At 73.5% G+C, this 17,721-nt stretch carries 19 protein-coding genes; 10 read left to right on the top strand and 9 right to left on the bottom strand.

The features are described from left to right. The first annotated feature begins 98 nt into the window (after positions 1-98). From rpsA to ACIP84_RS18125, 4 genes are all read left to right on the top strand, one after another. On the top strand, positions 99-1,613 hold the full coding sequence (gene rpsA, locus ACIP84_RS18110) for a 30S ribosomal protein S1 (protein WP_073806662.1): 1,515 nt from the start codon (positions 99-101) through the stop codon (positions 1,611-1,613). A 295-nt stretch (positions 1,614-1,908) separates the two neighbouring features. After that, positions 1,909-2,847, top strand: a complete 939-nt coding sequence (locus tag ACIP84_RS18115; RefSeq protein WP_355956433.1) for a PAC2 family protein — start codon at positions 1,909-1,911, stop codon at positions 2,845-2,847. Between the two features lie 31 nt (positions 2,848-2,878). After that, positions 2,879-3,481: a dephospho-CoA kinase gene (gene coaE / locus ACIP84_RS18120; protein ID WP_401798614.1), complete on the top strand. Its 603-nt coding sequence runs from the start codon at positions 2,879-2,881 to the stop codon at positions 3,479-3,481. 50 nt (positions 3,482-3,531) lie between these two features. Then, complete coding sequence (locus tag ACIP84_RS18125) at positions 3,532-3,900, top strand: tetratricopeptide repeat protein (protein WP_073917378.1); 369 nt, start codon at positions 3,532-3,534, stop codon at positions 3,898-3,900. Positions 3,901-3,985: 85 nt separating this feature from the next. On the opposite strand, the gene ACIP84_RS18130 is transcribed toward ACIP84_RS18125, so the two are convergent. After that, on the bottom strand, positions 3,986-4,255 hold the full coding sequence (locus tag ACIP84_RS18130) for a DUF6343 family protein (RefSeq protein ID WP_355956429.1): 270 nt from the start codon (positions 4,253-4,255) through the stop codon (positions 3,986-3,988). A 72-nt stretch (positions 4,256-4,327) separates the two neighbouring features. Then, entirely contained in the window at positions 4,328-4,666 is a 339-nt protein-coding gene (locus tag ACIP84_RS18135) for a hypothetical protein (RefSeq protein WP_401798616.1), read from the bottom strand. A gap of 208 nt (positions 4,667-4,874) precedes the next feature. On the opposite strand from ACIP84_RS18135, the gene ACIP84_RS18140 reads away from it, so the two are divergent. The 3 genes from ACIP84_RS18140 (at position 4,875) to ACIP84_RS18150 (ending at position 9,938) form a co-directional block, all read left to right on the top strand. Continuing rightward, positions 4,875-7,745 carry an SNF2-related protein gene (locus tag ACIP84_RS18140; RefSeq protein WP_401798618.1) on the top strand — a complete coding sequence of 957 codons (2,871 nt, stop codon included), beginning with the start codon at positions 4,875-4,877 and terminating at the stop codon, positions 7,743-7,745. After that, positions 7,742-9,010: an SWIM zinc finger family protein gene (locus ACIP84_RS18145; protein ID WP_401798620.1), complete on the top strand. Its 1,269-nt coding sequence runs from the start codon at positions 7,742-7,744 to the stop codon at positions 9,008-9,010. Before ACIP84_RS18140 ends, ACIP84_RS18145 begins: the two co-directional genes overlap by 4 nt. 124 nt (positions 9,011-9,134) lie before the next feature. Then, complete coding sequence (locus tag ACIP84_RS18150) at positions 9,135-9,938, top strand: chaplin (protein ID WP_401798622.1); 804 nt, start codon at positions 9,135-9,137, stop codon at positions 9,936-9,938. Positions 9,939-9,985: 47 nt separating this feature from the next. On the opposite strand, the gene ACIP84_RS18155 is transcribed toward ACIP84_RS18150, so the two are convergent. The 3 genes from ACIP84_RS18155 to ACIP84_RS18165 all read right to left on the bottom strand — a co-directional run bounded on the left by ACIP84_RS18155 (position 9,986) and on the right by ACIP84_RS18165 (position 12,449). Next, a complete protein-coding gene (locus ACIP84_RS18155; protein WP_401798624.1) occupies positions 9,986-10,678 on the bottom strand; it encodes a DUF2293 domain-containing protein in 693 nt (230 codons plus the stop codon). Positions 10,679-10,689: 11 nt separating this feature from the next. Next, positions 10,690-11,148 carry a hypothetical protein gene (locus tag ACIP84_RS18160; protein WP_401798626.1) on the bottom strand — a complete coding sequence of 153 codons (459 nt, stop codon included), beginning with the start codon at positions 11,146-11,148 and terminating at the stop codon, positions 10,690-10,692. A gap of 89 nt (positions 11,149-11,237) precedes the next feature. Further along, the gene (locus ACIP84_RS18165) at positions 11,238-12,449 is read right to left on the bottom strand and encodes a pyridoxal phosphate-dependent aminotransferase (protein ID WP_319308512.1); all 1,212 of its coding nucleotides are present in this window, start codon (positions 12,447-12,449) and stop codon (positions 11,238-11,240) included. Positions 12,450-12,540: 91 nt separating this feature from the next. On the opposite strand from ACIP84_RS18165, the gene ACIP84_RS18170 reads away from it, so the two are divergent. Next, positions 12,541-13,182 (top strand): helix-turn-helix domain-containing protein, encoded by a 642-nt coding sequence (locus ACIP84_RS18170; RefSeq protein WP_355956417.1) that lies wholly within the window; start codon positions 12,541-12,543, stop codon positions 13,180-13,182. Between the two features lie 166 nt (positions 13,183-13,348). Here ACIP84_RS18170 and ACIP84_RS18175 read toward each other — a convergent pair whose 3' ends face one another. Both ACIP84_RS18175 and ACIP84_RS18180 read right to left on the bottom strand, forming a co-directional pair. Further along, a complete protein-coding gene (locus tag ACIP84_RS18175) occupies positions 13,349-13,705 on the bottom strand; it encodes a MerR family transcriptional regulator (RefSeq protein WP_401798628.1) in 357 nt (118 codons plus the stop codon). A gap of 26 nt (positions 13,706-13,731) precedes the next feature. Continuing rightward, the gene (locus tag ACIP84_RS18180) at positions 13,732-14,484 is read right to left on the bottom strand and encodes an SDR family NAD(P)-dependent oxidoreductase (RefSeq protein WP_401798629.1); all 753 of its coding nucleotides are present in this window, start codon (positions 14,482-14,484) and stop codon (positions 13,732-13,734) included. A gap of 43 nt (positions 14,485-14,527) precedes the next feature. Between ACIP84_RS18180 and ACIP84_RS18185 the strand changes: the two genes are divergently transcribed. Both ACIP84_RS18185 and ACIP84_RS18190 read left to right on the top strand, forming a co-directional pair. Then, entirely contained in the window at positions 14,528-15,037 is a 510-nt protein-coding gene (locus tag ACIP84_RS18185) for a hypothetical protein (RefSeq protein WP_401798631.1), read from the top strand. 5 nt (positions 15,038-15,042) lie between these two features. Then, on the top strand, positions 15,043-15,684 hold the full coding sequence (locus ACIP84_RS18190; protein ID WP_401798818.1) for a uridine kinase: 642 nt from the start codon (positions 15,043-15,045) through the stop codon (positions 15,682-15,684). 42 nt (positions 15,685-15,726) lie between these two features. Here ACIP84_RS18190 and ACIP84_RS18195 read toward each other — a convergent pair whose 3' ends face one another. Beyond that, positions 15,727-16,641 carry a carbohydrate kinase family protein gene (locus ACIP84_RS18195; protein WP_401798632.1) on the bottom strand — a complete coding sequence of 305 codons (915 nt, stop codon included), beginning with the start codon at positions 16,639-16,641 and terminating at the stop codon, positions 15,727-15,729. Continuing rightward, positions 16,638-17,645: a pseudouridine-5'-phosphate glycosidase gene (locus ACIP84_RS18200; RefSeq protein WP_401798633.1), complete on the bottom strand. Its 1,008-nt coding sequence runs from the start codon at positions 17,643-17,645 to the stop codon at positions 16,638-16,640. Before ACIP84_RS18200 ends, ACIP84_RS18195 begins: the two co-directional genes overlap by 4 nt. Positions 17,646-17,721 lie beyond the last annotated feature (76 nt).

The raw sequence follows: 17,721 nt of genomic DNA on the forward strand, positions 1-17,721 counted from the left end.
ATGGGGGCCTCATTGGCTGTCCGGCTTCTTGGTGCGATACGGGCTCTCGGCGTAGCAGTACCTACGACTTTCTGTCCGTAACCGGAGCCCTTTCCCACATGACGAGCAGCACCGAGACCACCGCCACCAGCACCACCCCGCAGGTTGCGGTCAACGACATCGGTAACGAGGAAGCCTTCCTCGCCGCGATCGACGAGACGATCAAGTACTTCAACGACGGCGACATCGTCGACGGCGTCATCGTGAAGGTCGACCGGGACGAGGTCCTGCTCGACATCGGTTACAAGACCGAAGGTGTCATCCCGAGCCGCGAGCTCTCGATCAAGCACGACGTCGACCCGAACGAGGTCGTCAAGGTCGGCGACGAGATCGAGGCCCTGGTTCTCCAGAAGGAGGACAAGGAAGGCCGCCTGATCCTCTCGAAGAAGCGCGCCCAGTACGAGCGCGCCTGGGGCACCATCGAGAAGATCAAGGAAGAGGACGGCATCGTCACCGGTACCGTCATCGAGGTCGTCAAGGGTGGTCTCATCCTCGACATCGGCCTCCGTGGCTTCCTGCCGGCCTCCCTCGTCGAGATGCGTCGCGTCCGCGACCTCCAGCCCTACGTGGGCAAGGAGCTCGAGGCGAAGATCATCGAGCTGGACAAGAACCGCAACAACGTGGTCCTGTCCCGCCGTGCCTGGCTGGAGCAGACCCAGTCCGAGGTTCGCCAGACCTTCCTCACGACCCTCCAGAAGGGTCAGGTCCGCTCCGGCGTCGTGTCCTCGATCGTCAACTTCGGTGCCTTCGTGGACCTGGGTGGCGTCGACGGCCTCGTGCACGTCTCCGAGCTGTCCTGGAAGCACATCGACCACCCCTCCGAGGTTGTCGAGGTCGGCCAGGAGGTCACCGTCGAGGTTCTCGACGTCGACATGGACCGCGAGCGTGTCTCCCTGTCGCTGAAGGCGACGCAGGAGGACCCGTGGCAGCAGTTCGCCCGGACCCACCAGATCGGTCAGGTCGTCCCGGGTAAGGTCACCAAGCTGGTTCCGTTCGGTGCGTTCGTCCGCGTGGACGAGGGCATCGAGGGTCTGGTCCACATCTCCGAGCTGGCCGAGCGCCACGTGGAGATCCCGGAGCAGGTCGTCCAGGTCAACGACGAGATCTTCGTCAAGGTCATCGACATCGACCTCGAGCGTCGTCGCATCAGCCTCTCGCTGAAGCAGGCCAACGAGTCCTTCGGTGCCGACCCGGCCTCGGTCGAGTTCGACCCGACCCTGTACGGCATGGCCGCGTCCTACGACGACCAGGGCAACTACATCTACCCCGAGGGCTTCGACCCCGAGACCAACGACTGGCTCGAGGGCTTCGAGACCCAGCGCGAGGCCTGGGAGACCCAGTACGCCGAGGCGCAGTCTCGTTTCGAGCAGCACCAGGCTCAGGTCATCAAGTCCCGCGAGGCCGACGAGGCCGCCGCTGCCGAGGGCGCTGCCGCCCCGGCCGCCGGTGGCAACGCCGGTGCGGGCATCTCGGGTGGTTCGTACTCCTCGGAGTCGGACGACAACTCCGGCGCCCTGGCGTCGGACGAGGCGCTCGCCGCCCTCCGCGAGAAGCTCGCCGGCGGCCAGAGCTGAACAGGCTCTCCGCTGAGCGCTAGCCGCTAGCGAATCGAGGCCCGCTTCCCTTCGGGGGAGCGGGCCTCGGTCATGGTCCGGGGCGTTCGACGCCCCTCCTCCTCCTCCTCCACGGGCCTCGCCCTACGGGCCTCGTCCGCCAGGGCTCGCCCCACATGGCCCGTCCCGAAGGCCTTGTCCCGAAGGCCCTGTTCCTCGCCCAGAAGGCCGCGCCCGTGCGGGAAGATCGCGCCGTCCGGGAATGGCGCCGCCGCGCGAGACGTTTCCAGAGAGAACACGAGGAGGAGCGGTAATCGTGCTTGATCCCCAGGATTTGTACGAATGGGACGCCAAAGGCCTGGCTGTCGTCGACCTGGCACTGGCGCAGGAGTCGGCCGGGCTGGTCATGCTGTACCACTTCGACGGCTACATCGACGCGGGGGAGACCGGTGAGCAGATCATCGAGGGCCTGCTCGACACCCTGCCTCACCAGCTCGTGGCCCGCTTCGACCACGACCGACTCGTGGACTACCGCGCCCGCCGCCCGCTGCTGACCTTCCGGCGTGACCGCTGGACCGCGTACGAGACGCCGTCCATCGAGGTCCGCCTCGTCCAGGACGCCACCGGCGCCCCCTTCCTCGTCCTCTCCGGCCCGGAGCCGGACGTCGAGTGGGAGCGCTTCGCCGCCGCCGTCCGGCAGATCATCGAGCGCCTCGGCGTGCGCCTCTCCGTGAACTTCCACGGCATCCCCATGGGAGTGCCGCACACCCGGCCCGTCGGCCTCACCCCGCACGGCAGCCGCACCGACCTCATGCCGGGCCACCGCAGCCCCTTCGACGAGGCACAGGTCCCCGGCAGCGCCGAGGCCCTCGTCGAGTACCGGCTCACCGAGTCCGGCCATGACACCCTCGGTGTCGCGGCGCACGTCCCGCACTACGTCGCCCGCTCCCCGTACCCGGACGCGGCGCTGACCGCGCTCGAGGCCGTGACGGCCGCCACCGGGCTCGTCCTCCCCGCGGTCGCGCACGCGCTGCGGACCGAGGCTCGTCGCACCCAGACCGAGATCGACCGCCAGATCGGCGAGGGCGACGAGGAACTGGTCGCGCTCGTGCAGGGCCTTGAGCACCAGTACGACGCGGCGGCCGGTGCGGAGACCCGCGGCAGCCTGGTCGCCGAGCCCGTCGACCTGCCGTCGGCGGACGAGCTGGGCCGCGAGTTCGAGCGCTTCCTCGCCGAGCGGGAGGGCGACTCCTGACCCGCCCGGGGCAGGCCCTAAGCTGCCGCTCATGCTGAAGGTGGGCCTGACCGGCGGGATCGGCGCCGGCAAGAGCGAAGTGTCACGGCTGCTCGTCTCCTACGGGGCCGTGCTGATCGACGCGGACCGGATCGCCCGCGAGGTCGTCGAGCCCGGTACGCCGGGGCTCGCGGCCGTCGTGGAGGCCTTCGGGGAGGACGTCCTCACCGCGGAGGGGACGCTCGACCGGCCGAAGCTCGGCTCCGTCGTCTTCGCCGACGCGGACCGGCTCGCCGCCCTCAACGCCATCGTGCACCCGCTGGTCGGGGCCCGGTCGGCGGAGCTGGAGAGCCGGGCGGACACGGGGGACGTCGTCGTCCACGACGTGCCCCTGCTCACCGAGAACGGGCTCGCGCCGCTGTACGACCTGGTCGTGGTGGTGGACGCCTCCCCGGAGACCCAGCTCGACCGGCTCGTACGGCTCCGGGGCATGGCCGAGTCCGAGGCGCGGGCCCGGATGTCGGCGCAGGCCACGCGTCCGCAGCGGCTGGCTGTCGCGGATCTCGTCATCGACAACGACGGGCCGCTCGACGCGCTCGAACCGCAGGTACGGAAGGTCTGGGACGAGCTGGAGCGCCGCGCGTCGGTGGAATGAGGGTGCCCGGTCCGGTGTTCAACCACCGGATCGAGGGGAAGGATGCCATGGTGGCCGACAGAAACCCGGAAACGCACGTCATCGACTTCCGCGCAGCCGAGCACCTGCTGGCCGCGAAGGACCCGCGTGGCGCCGTCAAGCTCCTGGACTCGGTGATCGCCGCCCATCCCGAGAACACGGCGGCGCGCCTGCTGCGGGCCCGCGCCTTCTTCGCCGCCGCGCAGCTGCGACCCGCGCAGCTGGAGTTCGAGCTGGTCCTGGAGCGCGAGCCGGACAACGCGTTCGCGCACTTCGCCCTCGCCCGCACTTTCGAGCGCTCGGGCCTGACCGCCCAGGCGACCCGGCACTTCCGCCTCGCGGCCGCGCTGGACCCGAAGCCTGAATACCTCCAGGCCGCCGGGTTCGACACGGAGAAGTAGGCGCGGAGCGGGAAGAGCGGAGAGCGGACGCCGGGAGTCGGAAGCCTGGCGTCGGCTCGACGGGGAGTCGGCTCGACGCGGCCGCTCAGCGCTTCCTACCGCCGTGATCCGGCTCGTACGGCGGGATGTTCCGGCCCGGCTGCCAGTGGGGGCCCTGGCGGATGTGGCGCACGACCATCGCCAGGTCGATCAGGACGACGAGGAACAGCACGCCGCAGGCCGCGGCCCATCCCGGCTGGCCGAGCAGCGAGAAGACGGTCGTGCCGAAGGCGGCCCAGAGCAGTCCCCACAGGCCCAGCCAGAAGCGCATGCGCAGGGGACTGCGCGCGGTCGCCGGTTCGTTCCCGGAACGCATGGCGGTCCACCTCCGTCCGAGCCCCGAAGGGCTCTTCCAGGATGGACCCTGCGACGGGCCGGAGGGAACCGGCTAGTGGATGACGCTGTAGCTGCGCCACGGCAGGGCGCCCGGAGCGACCCGGTAGCTGGTGTTCATGGGGAGGTAGATGTTGTGCTTCCCCTGGCAGTCGGGCGTCGGGAACAGCCTGATGTCGACCAGGGTGTTGTTCTCGACCCGGTGCACCCCGCTCGGGGCGAGGAGGCGGTGGCAGCCGTTCACCGAGGGGCTCGTCACGGTTACCACGACATCACGCTCCGTCTCGTAGGAGAGCGTACCGACCATGGTGCGGCCCAGGCTCGAACAGCCGGCGACGGCGAAGGTGAGCAGCACGGCCCCGGTGGCGGTCGTGAGACGCCGGCGAACGGACATGGCGGTTCCTCTTCTGTCGGAGTCCGGGTCGGTGTTCCGGCGGCAGCTCCGGTGCACCCGGTTCACGCCACCCTCGCGCGCCCGACGCCCCCTGTCATCCGCTGCTGGGCCGCTCGGGCGAACCCGACTGGCGGCCGTTGTCAGACCCCCGCCGTAAGGTCGGAGATCCAGTCGACACTCGTCACCCAGTAGGAAGGAGCGCGGAGCCGTGGCACACACCTGGACGACCAGCGCCGCCGTCTTCCTGCCGGCCGCCCTGCCCCGTGAGGGCCGGGTGGCCTTCTGGGCCCCCGACGGCGGTGCGCTGCCGGACCCGGCGGACAGCGGCGCGGAGCGCGTCGAGCTGACCGTCGCCCGACGGCACGGCAGCGGCGCCCGGAGCCGGTCCGTCCCCGCCCTGGTCCTCCCGGTCGACGCCGCGCTGCCCCTTCTCGTCGCGGCCCGACGCCACCCGGCCGCCCACCCCGCGACCGCCGGCTGGGGCGCCGCCGCCCTGCACGCCCTGCATCTGGTGGCCCGCGGCCGCATGCTGCCGGGTCTGACCGCCGACGACCTGGACGCCTGGCGGGCCGGCCCCCTGGACGCCGACGACATCGCCCATCTGCGGGCCGTGGCCGCCGCCCTGCCGTACGAGGCGCACGCCGTGCCCGTCCCCGGGCGGGGGCCGCTGCGGCTGCCCGACCCCGAGGCCCTCGTCCGCGCCTTCCTCGACGCGGTCGCCGACACCCTGCCGAGGACCCCGGCCGCCGCCCACGCGGTGGGCGCGCCGTTCGCCGCCCGTGCCCCGCAGCATCTGCCCCGCGCGCGTGCCTGGGCCGCCGAGGCGGCGGCCGGGATGGACGCGGGTGTGCGGGTCTCGCTCCGCCTGGACTTCTCCCCCTACGAACTGTTCGACGTCGCCTCCGGCGACGAAGCGGACGATGCCGACGGCGCCGGCCGGACCCCGCGCGGTGAGCGTCACGCGGCCGCCGCGCTCCTCCAGGTCCACAGCCTCGCCGACCCCACCCTCGTCATCGACGCCACGGCCCTCTGGGCGGGCGACGGCGAGCACTTCGGGCCCCGCGCCCGGATCGACGCGGTCCTCGCCCTGCGCCGGGCCGCCCGCGTCTGGCCGCCGCTCGCCCGGCTCCTGGAGCGGGACGTGCCCGACGTCCTCGCGGTCACCGAGGACGAGCTGTACGAGCTGCTCGGCCCGGCCGCGGCCCGGCTCGCCGACGCCGGGGTCGCCGTCCACTGGCCGCGCGAGCTCGCCCGCTCCCTCAGTGCCTCCGCCGTCGTCAGCGCCGGCCACGCCGCGCCGGGCTCGGCGACCGACGGCACCGCGTTCTTCGACAGCGAGGAACTCCTGCGGTTCAACTGGCAGCTGGCCCTCGACGGCGACCCGCTCACCGAGCGGGAGATGGACCACCTCGCCGAGGCCCACCGGCCGATCGTGCGTCTCCGTGACCAGTGGGTCGTCGTCGACCCCGACCTCGTCCGCAAGGCCCGCAAGCGGGAACTCGGCCTGCTCGAACCGGTCGACGCCCTCGCGGTCGCCCTCACCGGCACCGCGGAGGTGGACGGCGAGATCGTGCCCGCCGTCCCCGTCGGGGCGCTCGCCGCGCTCCGCGACCGGCTCCTCGCCGGCCCCGAGGACGTGCAGGCCCCGCCCGGCCTCACCGCTACCCTCCGCGACTACCAGCTGCGCGGACTCGCCTGGCTGGACCTGATGACCTCGCTCGGCCTCGGCGGCTGCCTCGCCGACGACATGGGCCTCGGGAAGACCGTCACCCTCATCGCCCTCCACCTGCGCCGCGCCCGGCGAGCCCCCACCCTCGTCGTCTGCCCGGCGTCGCTGCTCGGCAACTGGCAGCGGGAGGTGGGGAAGTTCGCTCCCGACGTGCCCGTCCGGCGTTTCCACGGCGCCGAGCGCGACCTCGACGGCGCCGAGGGCGGATTCGTCCTCACCACCTACGGCACCCTGCGGACGAGCGCCGCCGAACTGGCCGGACGGGAATGGGGGATGGTCGTCGCCGACGAGGCCCAGCACGTCAAGAACCCGTTCTCCGCGACCGCGAGGGCGCTGCGCGAGATCCCCGCGCCCGCCCGGGTCGCCCTCACCGGCACCCCCGTGGAGAACAACCTCTCCGAACTCTGGGCGCTCCTCGACTGGACCACACCCGGTCTCCTCGGCCCGCTCAAGGCCTTCCGCTCCCGGCACGCCCGCGCCGTGGAGAACCACGAGGAGATCGAGCACGAGCAGGCCGTCGAGCGGCTCGCCCGGCTCGTCCGGCCCTTCCTGCTGCGCCGCCGCAAATCCGACCCCGGCATCGTCCCCGAGCTGCCGCCGAAGACGGAGTCCGACCACCCCGTCTCCCTCACCCGGGAACAGGCCTCGCTGTACGAGGCGGTCGTCCGCGAGACCATGGCGCGGATCGAGGAGGCCGAGGGCATCGCCCGCCGCGGTCTCGTCATGAAGCTGCTGACCTCCCTCAAGCAGATCTGCAACCACCCCGCGCAGTTCCTGAAGGAGGAGGCGCCACGCGGCAGCGGCACCGCGCGCCTCGCCGGCCGTTCGGGGAAGCTCGCCCTGCTCGACGAGCTCCTGGACACGATCCTCGCCGAGGACGGCTCGGTGCTCGTCTTCACCCAGTACGTGACGATGGCGCGGCTCCTGGCCGACCATCTGGCCGCGCGCGGCATCCAGGCCCAACTCCTCCACGGCGGCACCCCGGTGGCCGAGCGGGAGCGGATGGTCGACCGCTTCCAGGCCGGCGAGGTCCCCGTCTTCCTGCTCTCCCTCAAGGCCGCGGGCACCGGCCTCAACCTCACCCGGGCCGGCCATGTCGTCCACTACGACCGCTGGTGGAACCCGGCCGTCGAGGAGCAGGCCACCGACCGGGCCTACCGCATCGGGCAGACCCAGCCGGTGCAGGTCCACCGGCTCGTCGCCGAGGGCACCGTCGAGGACCGGATCGGCGAGATGCTCCGCGCCAAGCGGGCGCTGGCCGACGCCGTCCTCGGCTCCGGCGAGGCGGCCCTCACCGAACTGACCGACCGGGAGCTCGCCGACCTGGTGTCCCTGAGGAGGCCCTCGTGACCACCCCACGGGGCGCGCGCGGAGCAGCGCCCCGCCACGACGACCGCCGCCGCAGCTTCCCGCAGGTCGCGCCCAGGGAGGCCCCCGACGGGCGGTTCGCCGCCACCTGGTGGGGCAACGCCTGGGTGGAGGCTCTGGAGGGCACCGCCCTCGACCCGGCCCGCCTCGCCCGCGGCAAGGCGTACGCGAGGCGCGGCCACGTCGACGCGATCACCGTCACCCCGGGCCGGGTCGTCGCCTACGTCCACGGCAGCCGGCCCCGCCCGTACCGCACCGAGATCAGGATGCGGACCCTCGGCGACGACGGCTGGGAGCGGGTCCTCGACGAGGCGACCGCCCGCCCCGACCACATCGCCGCCCTGCTCGACAAGGACGTGCCGCACGCCCTCGAGGCGGTCACCGGACTGCTGCCCGCACCGGGCGACCTCGTCCCCGACTGCTCCTGCCCGGACGACGGTTACCCCTGCAAGCACGCCGCCGCCCTCTGCTACCAGGCCGCCCGCCTCCTCGACGAGGACCCGTTCGTCCTCTTCCTGATGCGCGGCCGCGGGGAGCAGGAACTGCTCGCCGAGCTGACCCGGCGCAACGCCGCCCTGTCCGCCGCCGAGACGACCGCCGCCGCACCCCCGATGCCCACCGTCCCCGCCCGCGCGGTGTTCGACGCGGCGGAGCGGGCCGGGCTGCCGCTGCCCCCTCCGCTGCCGGCTCCGGACCGGCCCGGCCGCCCGGCCGTGTTCCCGCCCGACCCCGATGCCCCCGACCCGCTCGCTCTCGACCTCCTCGCCTCCGAAGCCGCCGTCCGGGCCCACGTGTTCCTCACCACCGGGCACGATCCGGTCGCCGCGCTCACGCCGTGGCAGGACGCCGTACGGCTGGCCGCCGCGCATCCCGGTTCCGGTCTCACCGCCTCGACCCGCGCCCTCTACCGGGACCTGGCGTACGCGCTGGACCGCACTCCCACCGACCTCGCCCGGGCCGTCGCCGCCTGGCGGCAGGGCGGTGCCGCCGGTCTCGCCGTACTCGAGGAGCCGTGGGATCCCCCGGCGGGTCCGTTCGACCGTGCCAGACCCGCCCTGATCGCCGCCGACTTCCCCGCCTTCCGTCCCTGGCGCAACCGGCTCTCCACCGACTCCCTCCAGCTCCGCCTCGGCCGGGACGGCCTCTGGTACGGCTACGAGTCGGACGCCGGCCGCGAGGACTGGTGGCCGCACGGTGCCCCCGATCACGACCCGGTCGGCGCCCTCACCGATCTTCTGGGGCGCTGACCCACACTCGAACGGGTCCCACTCGATGGAGTGAAACCCGTCAACGGCCGGATCCGGCACGTGCGTTTGTCGCGTTGATTCCGGTACGGGCACTTGCCCGCACACCTCCGGAAGGCAGGAAGCCATGAGGCAGATTCGCCGAAGTGGTCTGGCCACACTGTTGGTCACGGGTGGGGCGATCGCCCTCTCGGCCGGCGCCGCGCACGCCGACTCCGGCGCGCAGGGCGCCGCGGTCGGTTCGCCGGGCGTCGGCTCCGGCAACACGGTTCAGCTGCCGGTGCACGTGCCGGTCAACGTCTGCGGCAACACGGTGAGCGTCGTCGGCCTGCTCAATCCGGCCTTCGGCAACGGCTGTGCCAACCGCTCCGCCGAGAAGGAGCCCGACGGCTACGGCTCGGAGGACGGCGGCCGCACCCACAAGGACGAGCCCGGCACCCCGCGCGGTGGAGAGCAGGCGGGCGGTTCGCACGGCGGCGGGTCCTCCGACGGCGGTTCCGCCGACGGCGGCGGGTCCACGGCCGAGACCCACGTCGCGGGCTCTCCCGGCGTGCTCTCCGGGAACGGCATCCAGCTGCCCGTCGACCTCCCCGTGAACATCAGCGGCAACTCGGTCAACGTGGTGGGCATCCTCAACCCGGTCTTCGGCAACACGTCGGTCAACGGCCCCTCGAAGCCCACGCCGCCGGTCGAGACGCCGACGCCGCGCCCGCAGACCCCCGTCCGGAACGTGCCGGTTCCGCAGCCGGAGACCGAGACCGAGACGGCGAAGCCCGTCCCGCTCCCCGCTCCGCAGGGCGAGACGAGCACCGTCGCGCTGGCCTCCACCGGCTCCGAGAGCATCGGGTACACCGGCGCCGCGAGCGCCGCGCTGCTGCTCGGCGGAGCCCTGCTGTACCGTCGCGCCCGCCGCGCCGGGGACCAGGCCTGACGGTTCCGCTCCCACGGCCGGGCCGACACGGGCTGACATCCGAGCTGTCAGCCGCGCCGCCCCCGGCCGTCGGCGTCCCCGCCGCCGCGACGCCAGGCCCGGAGCACCGCCTCGATGGCGGGCGCCACCCTCGTCCGGGCCTGGTGCCGGGGAACACCCTGCATGAGCAAGGTGTCGTACGGCGTGTCGAGATGGCGTACGGAGGCGCGCACCGCGGCCGTGACGGCGCCGCGGTCGAGGGAGCGGCCCGCGGCCGTGCGCCCCACCCGCCCGCTGCCCTTCGCCGAGGCGTGGACGGCGACCTCCGTGGCCCGGTCCGCCGGGATGGACGGGAAGAGCCGCAGGATCTCCGCCCGGAGGACCTCGGTGATCTCCACGTCGAGCGCCGCGCGCCGTACGGCGTCCCGCGCCCGGCGCCTGGCCCGGGCCTCCGCGTCCGCGAGGCAGGACAGTTCCGCCGCGGCGAGGGCCGCCTCCTCGACGAGCAGGCCCTGGCGCTCGTACCGGGTGCGGCGGCGGTTGTGGCGTACGACCACGGCCCAGAGCGTGCTGCCCTCACGGGCCCGGCGGGTGAGCGCGGTGTCGCCCCGCCGCAGGAAGACGAGATGTCCGAGGTCGGCGCAGTCGAGGCAGACGGGGGCGTTGAACTCGACGATCATCCGCTCCAGGGGCCCCTGCCGGCATTCCGAGCAGCGGCGGCGCTTGAGCGGCTCGACGACCACGGGTGCGACGAGGTCCATCCGGGTCCCGTTCAGCGCACGCCGGGCGCGGCCGCGGCGATGAACTCGGCGAGCGCTTCCTTCGCCTCCGCCGAGCGGCGGGCGCGCTCGGACTCGCCCCGCGCCTCGTGCATGGAGTGGGTCTGCTCGAAGGCGGCCTCGGCCAGCTGTCGGACGTGCGGGTCGTCGCACACCAACTGCACGCGGAAGAGGGCCTGCCGGGCGGCGGTGCGCCGGCGGTAGGAGGCGTGCCGGGACTCCTCCGCCTCCTCGGAGCCCGGTTCCTCGGCCGCCCGGAACCAGCGGTCGTTCTGGCTGTGCCGGTAGTCGACGACCGCGCCCGCGTAGGCGCTGTAGGTCGTGATCCGCTCCTGGCGGAGCTGCTCGGTCCGGGCCAGCGAGGCGGTGCGCTCGGTGGCCCGCCCCTGGAACCAGTGCGTGGCGATGACGCCCAAGAGGGTTCCCGCCACCGCTATCAGCGCCACATCCATGACCGGGCGCCCCCTCCCGTCCTGCCGTCCTGTCATCGGCCCGAAGGATCTTCAGGCCTTCAGATCATGACAGTCGAGGGGCTGTCACGTCACTGCCGGTAGCCGCTCAGAAAGCGGCCGATGCGGCTGATCGCGGCGTCGAGGTCGTCGGCGTACGGCAGGGTCAGGATGCGGAAGTGGTCCGGGCGGGGCCAGTTGAAGCCGGTGCCCTGGACGACCTGGATCTTCTCGCGCAGCAGCAGGTCGAGGACGAACTTCTCGTCGTCGTGGATCTTGTGCACGGCGGGGTCGAGGCGCGGGAAGGCGTACAGCGCTCCCTTGGGCTTCACGCAGGAGACGCCGGGGATCTCGTTGAGCTTCTCCCAGGCCCGGTCGCGCTGTTCGCGCAGCCTGCCGCCCGGTGCGGTCAGCTCGTGGATCGACTGCCGGCCGCCGAGCGCGGCCTGGATGGCGTACTGCGCGGGGGCGTTGGGGCAGAGCCGCATGGAGGCCAGCATGGTGAGACCCTCCAGATAGTTCCTGGCGTGCTCCTTCGGCCCGGTGACGACCAGCCAGCCGGAGCGGAAGCCCGCCACCCGGTACGTCTTGGAGAGCCCGCCGAAGGTGAGGACGACCAGGTCGGGGGCGAGGGAGGCGGCCGGGTGGTGGACGGCCTCGTCGTAGACGATCTGGTCGTAGATCTCGTCGGCGAGGACCATCAGGCCGTGGCGCCTGGCGAGCGCGAAGATGCCCTCCAGGATCTCCTTCGGGTAGACGGCGCCCGTGGGGTTGTTGGGGTTGATGACCACGATGGCCTTGGTGCGGTCGGTGATCTTCGACGCCATGTCGTCGAGGTCCGGGTACCAGTCGGCGGACTCGTCGCACAGGTAGTGCACGGGCCTGCCGCCCGCGAGCGTGACCACCGCCGTCCACAGCGGGTAGTCCGGGGCCGGTACGAGGACCTCGTCGCCGTCCTCGAGGAGGGCCTGGACGGCCATCGAGATCAGCTCGGACACGCCGTTGCCGAGGAAGATGTCGTCGACGTCCACGTCCTGCAGGCCCATGGACTGGTAGCGCTGGGCGACGGCGCGGCGGGCGGAGAGGATGCCGCGCGAGTCGGTGTACCCGTGGGCCTTGGGGAGCATCCGGATCATGTCCTGGACGATCTCCTCGGGCGCCTCGAAGCCGAAGAGCGCCGGGTTGCCGGTGTTGAGGCGCAGGACGCTGTGGCCCGCCTCCTCCAGCGCGTTGGCGTGCTCGATCACCGGGCCCCGGATCTCGTAGCAGACCTCGCTCAGCTTGCTCGACTGCCGGAACTCCATGTCCGACCTCCCCAAGTCCCCGGAATCAGTGTTGCTTGGTTTTACCAAGTTCGAGCTTGGAAAGTCCAACAACATGTCTAGACTGCGTCGCATGCCACGTCAGCCACGCCGCCGCAGCTACGACCAGCACTGCGCCGCCGCGCGCGCCCTCGACCTCGTCGGCGACCGCTGGACCCTGCTCGTCGTCCGCGAACTCCTCGCCGGGCCGCGCCGCTACACCGACCTCCACGCCGATCTCCCGGGCGTCAGCACCGACATGCTCGCCGGCCGTCTCAAGGACATGGAGGGCGCCGAGCTGGTCACCCGCCGCCGACTGCCGCCGCCGGCCTCGGCGTTCGTGTACGAGCTCACCCCGCGCGGCCGCGACCTGCTGCCCGTGCTGCGCACCCTCGCCGCCTGGGGGGCGCCCGACCTGGGCGAACCTCGGCCCACCGACGCCGTCCGCGCCCACTGGTACGCGATCCCGCTCCTCGGCGCGCTCGCCGGGCTGGGCGCCGGCGTCGTCCAGGTGACCCTGGACGAGGGCGAGTTCTTCGTACGGGTCGGGGGCGACGGGACGGTGTCGTACGGGGACGGGGTGTACGGCGCCGGTACGGCCGAGGTGGCCGACGCCCGGCTGCGGACCGATGGGGCGACGTGCCGGGCCCTCGCGGGCGGGGAGTCGACGCTCGCCGAGGCGATCGAGTCGGGGCGCGCGGTGCTGGAACGGCCTGTGCGGGCGGGCCGGTCGTAGCCGGACCAGGGATGAGCCAGTCCCCGAGCGTCGGTCCTTCCCCGGGCGTCGGTCCGTCCCGGGGTCCCGCCGTGACCGGGGTATCCGCCGTGACCGGGGTTCCGCCGTGCCCGGGTATCCGCCGTGACCGGGCATCGGCCCCCCGGGCATCGGTCTTTCGCGGGCGTCAGGCCCGGTCCCACCCCATGCCCAGGCGTCGGGCCAGCCGGTTCCTGGCCTCGGTCTGTGCCGCGATCCGGGCGTCGAGCACGGCCAGCCGATCGCGGGCGATCTCCAGGCCGCGGGCGGACGGCGGGGCCGATGGCATGTCACCGTCCAGGCAGGGACGGAACGCGGACACGTCGTCCAGGGTGAGGCCGGCGTCCAGGAGGTACCGGATGTTCGACACGCGCGTCACGGCGTCCTCGCCGTACACCCGGTATCCGTTGGCCGCGCGGGTCGACGCGATCAGGCCCGCCGCCTCGTAGTGGCGCAGGGCGCGCGGCGACACCCCGGTCCGCCGGGCCAGTTCACCGATGCGCAAGGACGCCACCTCCCCGACCACTCCTATCACGCGACCAGCGCACCCCCGTCGACGGGCAGGACGGTGCCGGTCAGGAAGGAGGCGTCCGGCGCCGCGAGCGAGGTGATCGCCCAGGCGACCTCCTCGGGACGGCCGATCCGGCCCAGCGGAACGTGCGCGAGCTGCCAGGCCCGCAAGGCCTTCGACTGTTCGGGGGAGAGGCCCATGTGGTCCGCGATCGGGGTCTCGATCGGACCGGGGGCGACCGCCACCACCCGGACGCCGGCGGGCGCGAGCTCCACCGCCCAGCAGCGGGTCAGCGTCTCCAGGGCGCTCTTGGTCGCCGGATAGACGGAGTTGGCCGGCCAGCCGCGCTGGCCGATCGTCGTCGTCACGTTCACCACGACGCCCCGCGACCTCCTGAGCGAAGGGAGGGCGGCCTGCGTCAGCAGGACGGGGGCGACGAGGTTGGTCTCCAGGAGCGGCGTGATCACGGAGCGGTCGAGGGTGCCGAGCGGGCCGCCGAGGGAGATCCCGGCGTTGTTGACGAGCACGTCGAGACGGCCGTGGCCGGTCACGGCGGCGCGGGCGATGTCCTCGGCCGCGCCCTCCGCTGTGACGTCGGCGACGTACGGGTGGATGCCGGGATGCCCCTCGGCGGTCTCCCGCAGCGGCTCGGCCCTGCGGCCGACGGCGAGGACCGTCGCCCCCTGCCGGGCGAAGGCGCGGGCGGCGGCCCGGCCGATGCCGCTGCCCGCACCGGTGACGACGACGACCCTGGTGGCTGTGGTGGTGTTCATGAATCCGATGGTCAAACAGTGACGCCAGTGACAAGGTCAAGCCGTGGTGTACGAGAAGGCGCACGAACTGTGGCTGGCCCTGCCGTGGGAGACCCGCGAACGGGTGGACGCCCTGGTGATCCGGCGGAGACGGATCATGGCGGTCCGCGAGATCCGGGAGGCGGGCGTTCTCCCCCGGCCCGACCTGAACGACTGCGTCGTCCTCGGGGCCGTACGCGAGGAGATCCTCGCCGACCGGCTCGTACCGCTCCCGCGCCAGGACGTGGACGCGCTCGCCGGGCGGGCCTCGGAGCTGCCCCGTCCGCCCGTCGCCCTCGAACTGGAGTGGGACGGGGACACCTGGGGCTGGATCCTGCTGCTCGGCGCCGTCCTCCCCGGCCCTGCGGAACGGCCGCACCCACTGGCCCAGTGGCAGCAGGTCGACTGGGCGGAGCCCCTCGCCACCGCACGGGCCCTGGCCGACCGGTTCGGAGTACCCCTCCGCGGCCCAGGCGACGACGGGCCGCCGGACATGCGGGCAGGATGGTCGGGAGACGCGGGTCGAGCGGGATGAGCGGGATGCGATACGAGGCGATCACCTGGGAACGGCTGGCGGAGGCGCTCGCCCGCCGGCTCGACGGCACCACACCGGCCGACGGGAGCAGCCGGCTCAAGGTCGCCGTCGACGGGCCGCCCGCCGCGCCCGGCGGCGAGTTCGCCGAACAGCTCGCCGGGGCGTTGCGGACACGCGGGCGCTCCGTCCTCGTCGCGGGGACCGGCGGCTTCCTGCGGCCCGCGTCGCTGCGGTACGAGTACGGGAAGCAGGACCCGGACGCGTACTACGACGGGTGGACCGACAACGGGGCGCTGTGGCGGGAGGTCTTCGGGCCGCTGGAGCCGGGCGGCACCGGGCGAGTGCTGCCCGACCTCTGGGACCCGGTGAAGGACCGTGCGACCCGCAGCCCGTACGTGACGCTGCCGCCCGGCGGGGTGCTCGTGCTGCACGGCCCGTTCCTGCTCGGCCACTGGTTCCCCTTTGACCTCACCGTGCACCTGCGGCTCTCGGCCGCCGCCCTCGCCCGGCGCACCGAGGAGGCCTGGACGCTGCCGGCCTTCGCCCGGTACGAGACGGAGGTCGGCCCCGGCGACGCGGCGGACGTGGTCGTCCGCGCGGACGACCCGCGCCACCCGGCCTGGACGGGGTTCGGCGACACCCCCTGATCAGGGTCGGACGGGCGAGGGGGCTTCGCCGCTCTCCTCGTGTCAGTCGCCCAGTGGGGCGGCCGGCGGTCTCCCGCCCACCACCGTGACCGCCTCCGCGCCCGCGCGGCAGCCCGCCTCGGCGGCCTTCGCCGGGTCCGCGCCCGCGAGCCGGGCCGCCAGGAAGGCCCCGGTGAACGCGTCGCCCGCGCCCGTCGAGTCCACCGGCCGGACCGCGGGAGCCGTCACCCGCGCGGTCACCGAGCCGTCCTCGGCGACCAGCGCGCCCGCCGCCCCGAGCGTGACCACGACCAGCGGGAACCGGCGGCTCAACTGGGCCGCCGCCCGTTCCGGTTCGTCGTGCCCGGTGAGCGACCTGGCCTCGTCGGCGTTGGGCAGCAGGACCTCCGCGCCGTCGGCCGCCGCCAGGAACCGGTCCACCCCGAGCTCCGCCAGGAACCCCGCCGACGCCGGGTCCACGCTCACCGGCACCCCCGACTCCCCGGCGTCCCTCAGCGCCAGCCGGGCCGTCTCGCGGCTGGGCGCGGCGAAGAACAGGTAGCCGGAGAGATGCAGCCGGGCCACGCCGTCGAGCAGGCCTGCCGACCAGTCGCCGGGGGAGAGTCGCAGGGCGGCGCCGCTGTCGGTGAGGAAGGTGCGCTCGGCCGAGGAGTCCACGAGGGCGATCACGCTGGCCGTCGCCGCCTCCGCGTCCGGTACGAGCAGGGGACGCACGCCCGCGCGTCGCAGTGCCCGCTCGTGCCAGTCGGCCGCGTCCGTCCCCACCCGCCCGAGGATGCGCACGTCGGCGCACCCGGAACGTGCCGCCCAGCAGGCCGCGTTGGCCCCTGCGCCACCCGGGAGGGTCCGTATCTCCGCCGCCGTGTCGGTCGCGGGCGCCAGCGGGGTCCGGTGCCGGGCGACGACGTCCGTGACCACGTCCCCGACGACGAGCAGCGCACCCGCCGCCCGGCTCACCGGCCGCCCAGGCCGGGCGCGGATCCGGAGCCGCGCGAGGGCTCGGGCCCGGGCGCCGTCCCCGCGCCGCCCGTCCCCGTCTCGTCCGCGCCGTCCGTCCCCGCGCCGTACGCCGCCGCGATCCTCGCCGCGAGCCGCACATTGCCCCGTACCGCGGCAAGGTTGGCCTCCAGGGACGCCCCTTCCGTGTGCACCGTCAGGTATTCGAGCAGGAACGGCGTCACCGCCTGCCCGGTGATCCCCTTCTCCTTCGCCGCCGCCAGTCCGCCCGCGAGCACCCGGTCGTGCAGCGCGGGATCCAACTGCTCCGTCACCGGAACCGGATTGGCCACGATCAGCGCCGCCCGGGGCCCGCCGAGCCGGTCCTGGGCCCGTATCACCCCGGCCACCGCCTCCGGGCTCCGCAGGGTCCAGTCGACCGGCTCGCCCGACGAGGCGAGGTAGAAGCCGGGGAAGTGGTCCGTTCCGTACCCGACGACCGTCACACCGAGCGTCTCGAGGCGCTGGAGCGTCGCGGGCACGTCCAGGATCGACTTGACCCCGGCGCACACCACGGTGGTGCCGACACGAGCGAGCAGCCGCAGGTCGGCGGACTCGTCCTGGGTGTCGGTCCACGCGCGGTGGACGCCGCCCAGGCCTCCGGTCGCGAACACCCGTATGCCGGCGGAGTCCGCGAGCCAGGCCGTCGCCGACACCGTCGTCGCCCCGGTCACGCCGGTCGCCAGGGCCGGGGCGAGGTCGCGGTGCCCCAGCTTCCGTACCGCCGGGTCCTCGGCGATCCGCTTCAGGGCCGCCCGGTCCAGGCCGATCCTGGCCGTGCCGTCGACCACGGCGATGGTGGCGGGGACGGCGCCCCCGGCCCGCACCAGCTCCTCCAGTTCCAGGGCCACCGCCAGGTTCCGCGGGCGCGGCAGGCCGTGGGCGATGATCGTCGACTCCAGCGCGACCACGGGACGCCCCTCGTGGAGCGCCTCGCGTACCTCTTCGGACACCTGTGTGGACATGTCCCATTCCTGGCGCGACCACAGGCCCCGCAAACCTCGTTGGCGAGCTCCGGCCACACCGCGGGAGCGCCTTCGG

Source organism: Streptomyces sp. NPDC088707 (assembly GCF_044752725.1).
In the GTDB taxonomy this organism is placed as follows: Bacteria; Actinomycetota; Actinomycetes; order Streptomycetales; family Streptomycetaceae; genus Streptomyces.

Bases quoted from the DNA above. Each gene is read 5' to 3' on its own strand.
- ACIP84_RS18150 (WP_401798622.1), top strand. From the start codon at position 9,135: ATGAGGCAGATTCGCCGAAGTGGTCTGGCCACACTGTTGGTCACGGGT.
- ACIP84_RS18200 (WP_401798633.1), bottom strand. From the start codon at position 17,645: ATGTCCACACAGGTGTCCGAAGAGGTACGCGAGGCGCTCCACGAGGGG.
- coaE (WP_401798614.1), top strand. From the start codon at position 2,879: ATGCTGAAGGTGGGCCTGACCGGCGGGATCGGCGCCGGCAAGAGCGAA.
- rpsA (WP_073806662.1), top strand. From the start codon at position 99: ATGACGAGCAGCACCGAGACCACCGCCACCAGCACCACCCCGCAGGTT.
- ACIP84_RS18155 (WP_401798624.1), bottom strand. From the start codon at position 10,678: ATGGACCTCGTCGCACCCGTGGTCGTCGAGCCGCTCAAGCGCCGCCGC.
- ACIP84_RS18190 (WP_401798818.1), top strand. From the start codon at position 15,043: ATGCGATACGAGGCGATCACCTGGGAACGGCTGGCGGAGGCGCTCGCC.
- ACIP84_RS18160 (WP_401798626.1), bottom strand. From the start codon at position 11,148: ATGGATGTGGCGCTGATAGCGGTGGCGGGAACCCTCTTGGGCGTCATC.
- ACIP84_RS18170 (WP_355956417.1), top strand. From the start codon at position 12,541: ATGCCACGTCAGCCACGCCGCCGCAGCTACGACCAGCACTGCGCCGCC.
- ACIP84_RS18180 (WP_401798629.1), bottom strand. From the start codon at position 14,484: ATGAACACCACCACAGCCACCAGGGTCGTCGTCGTCACCGGTGCGGGC.
- ACIP84_RS18130 (WP_355956429.1), bottom strand. From the start codon at position 4,255: ATGCGTTCCGGGAACGAACCGGCGACCGCGCGCAGTCCCCTGCGCATG.
- ACIP84_RS18165 (WP_319308512.1), bottom strand. From the start codon at position 12,449: ATGGAGTTCCGGCAGTCGAGCAAGCTGAGCGAGGTCTGCTACGAGATC.
- ACIP84_RS18135 (WP_401798616.1), bottom strand. From the start codon at position 4,666: ATGTCCGTTCGCCGGCGTCTCACGACCGCCACCGGGGCCGTGCTGCTC.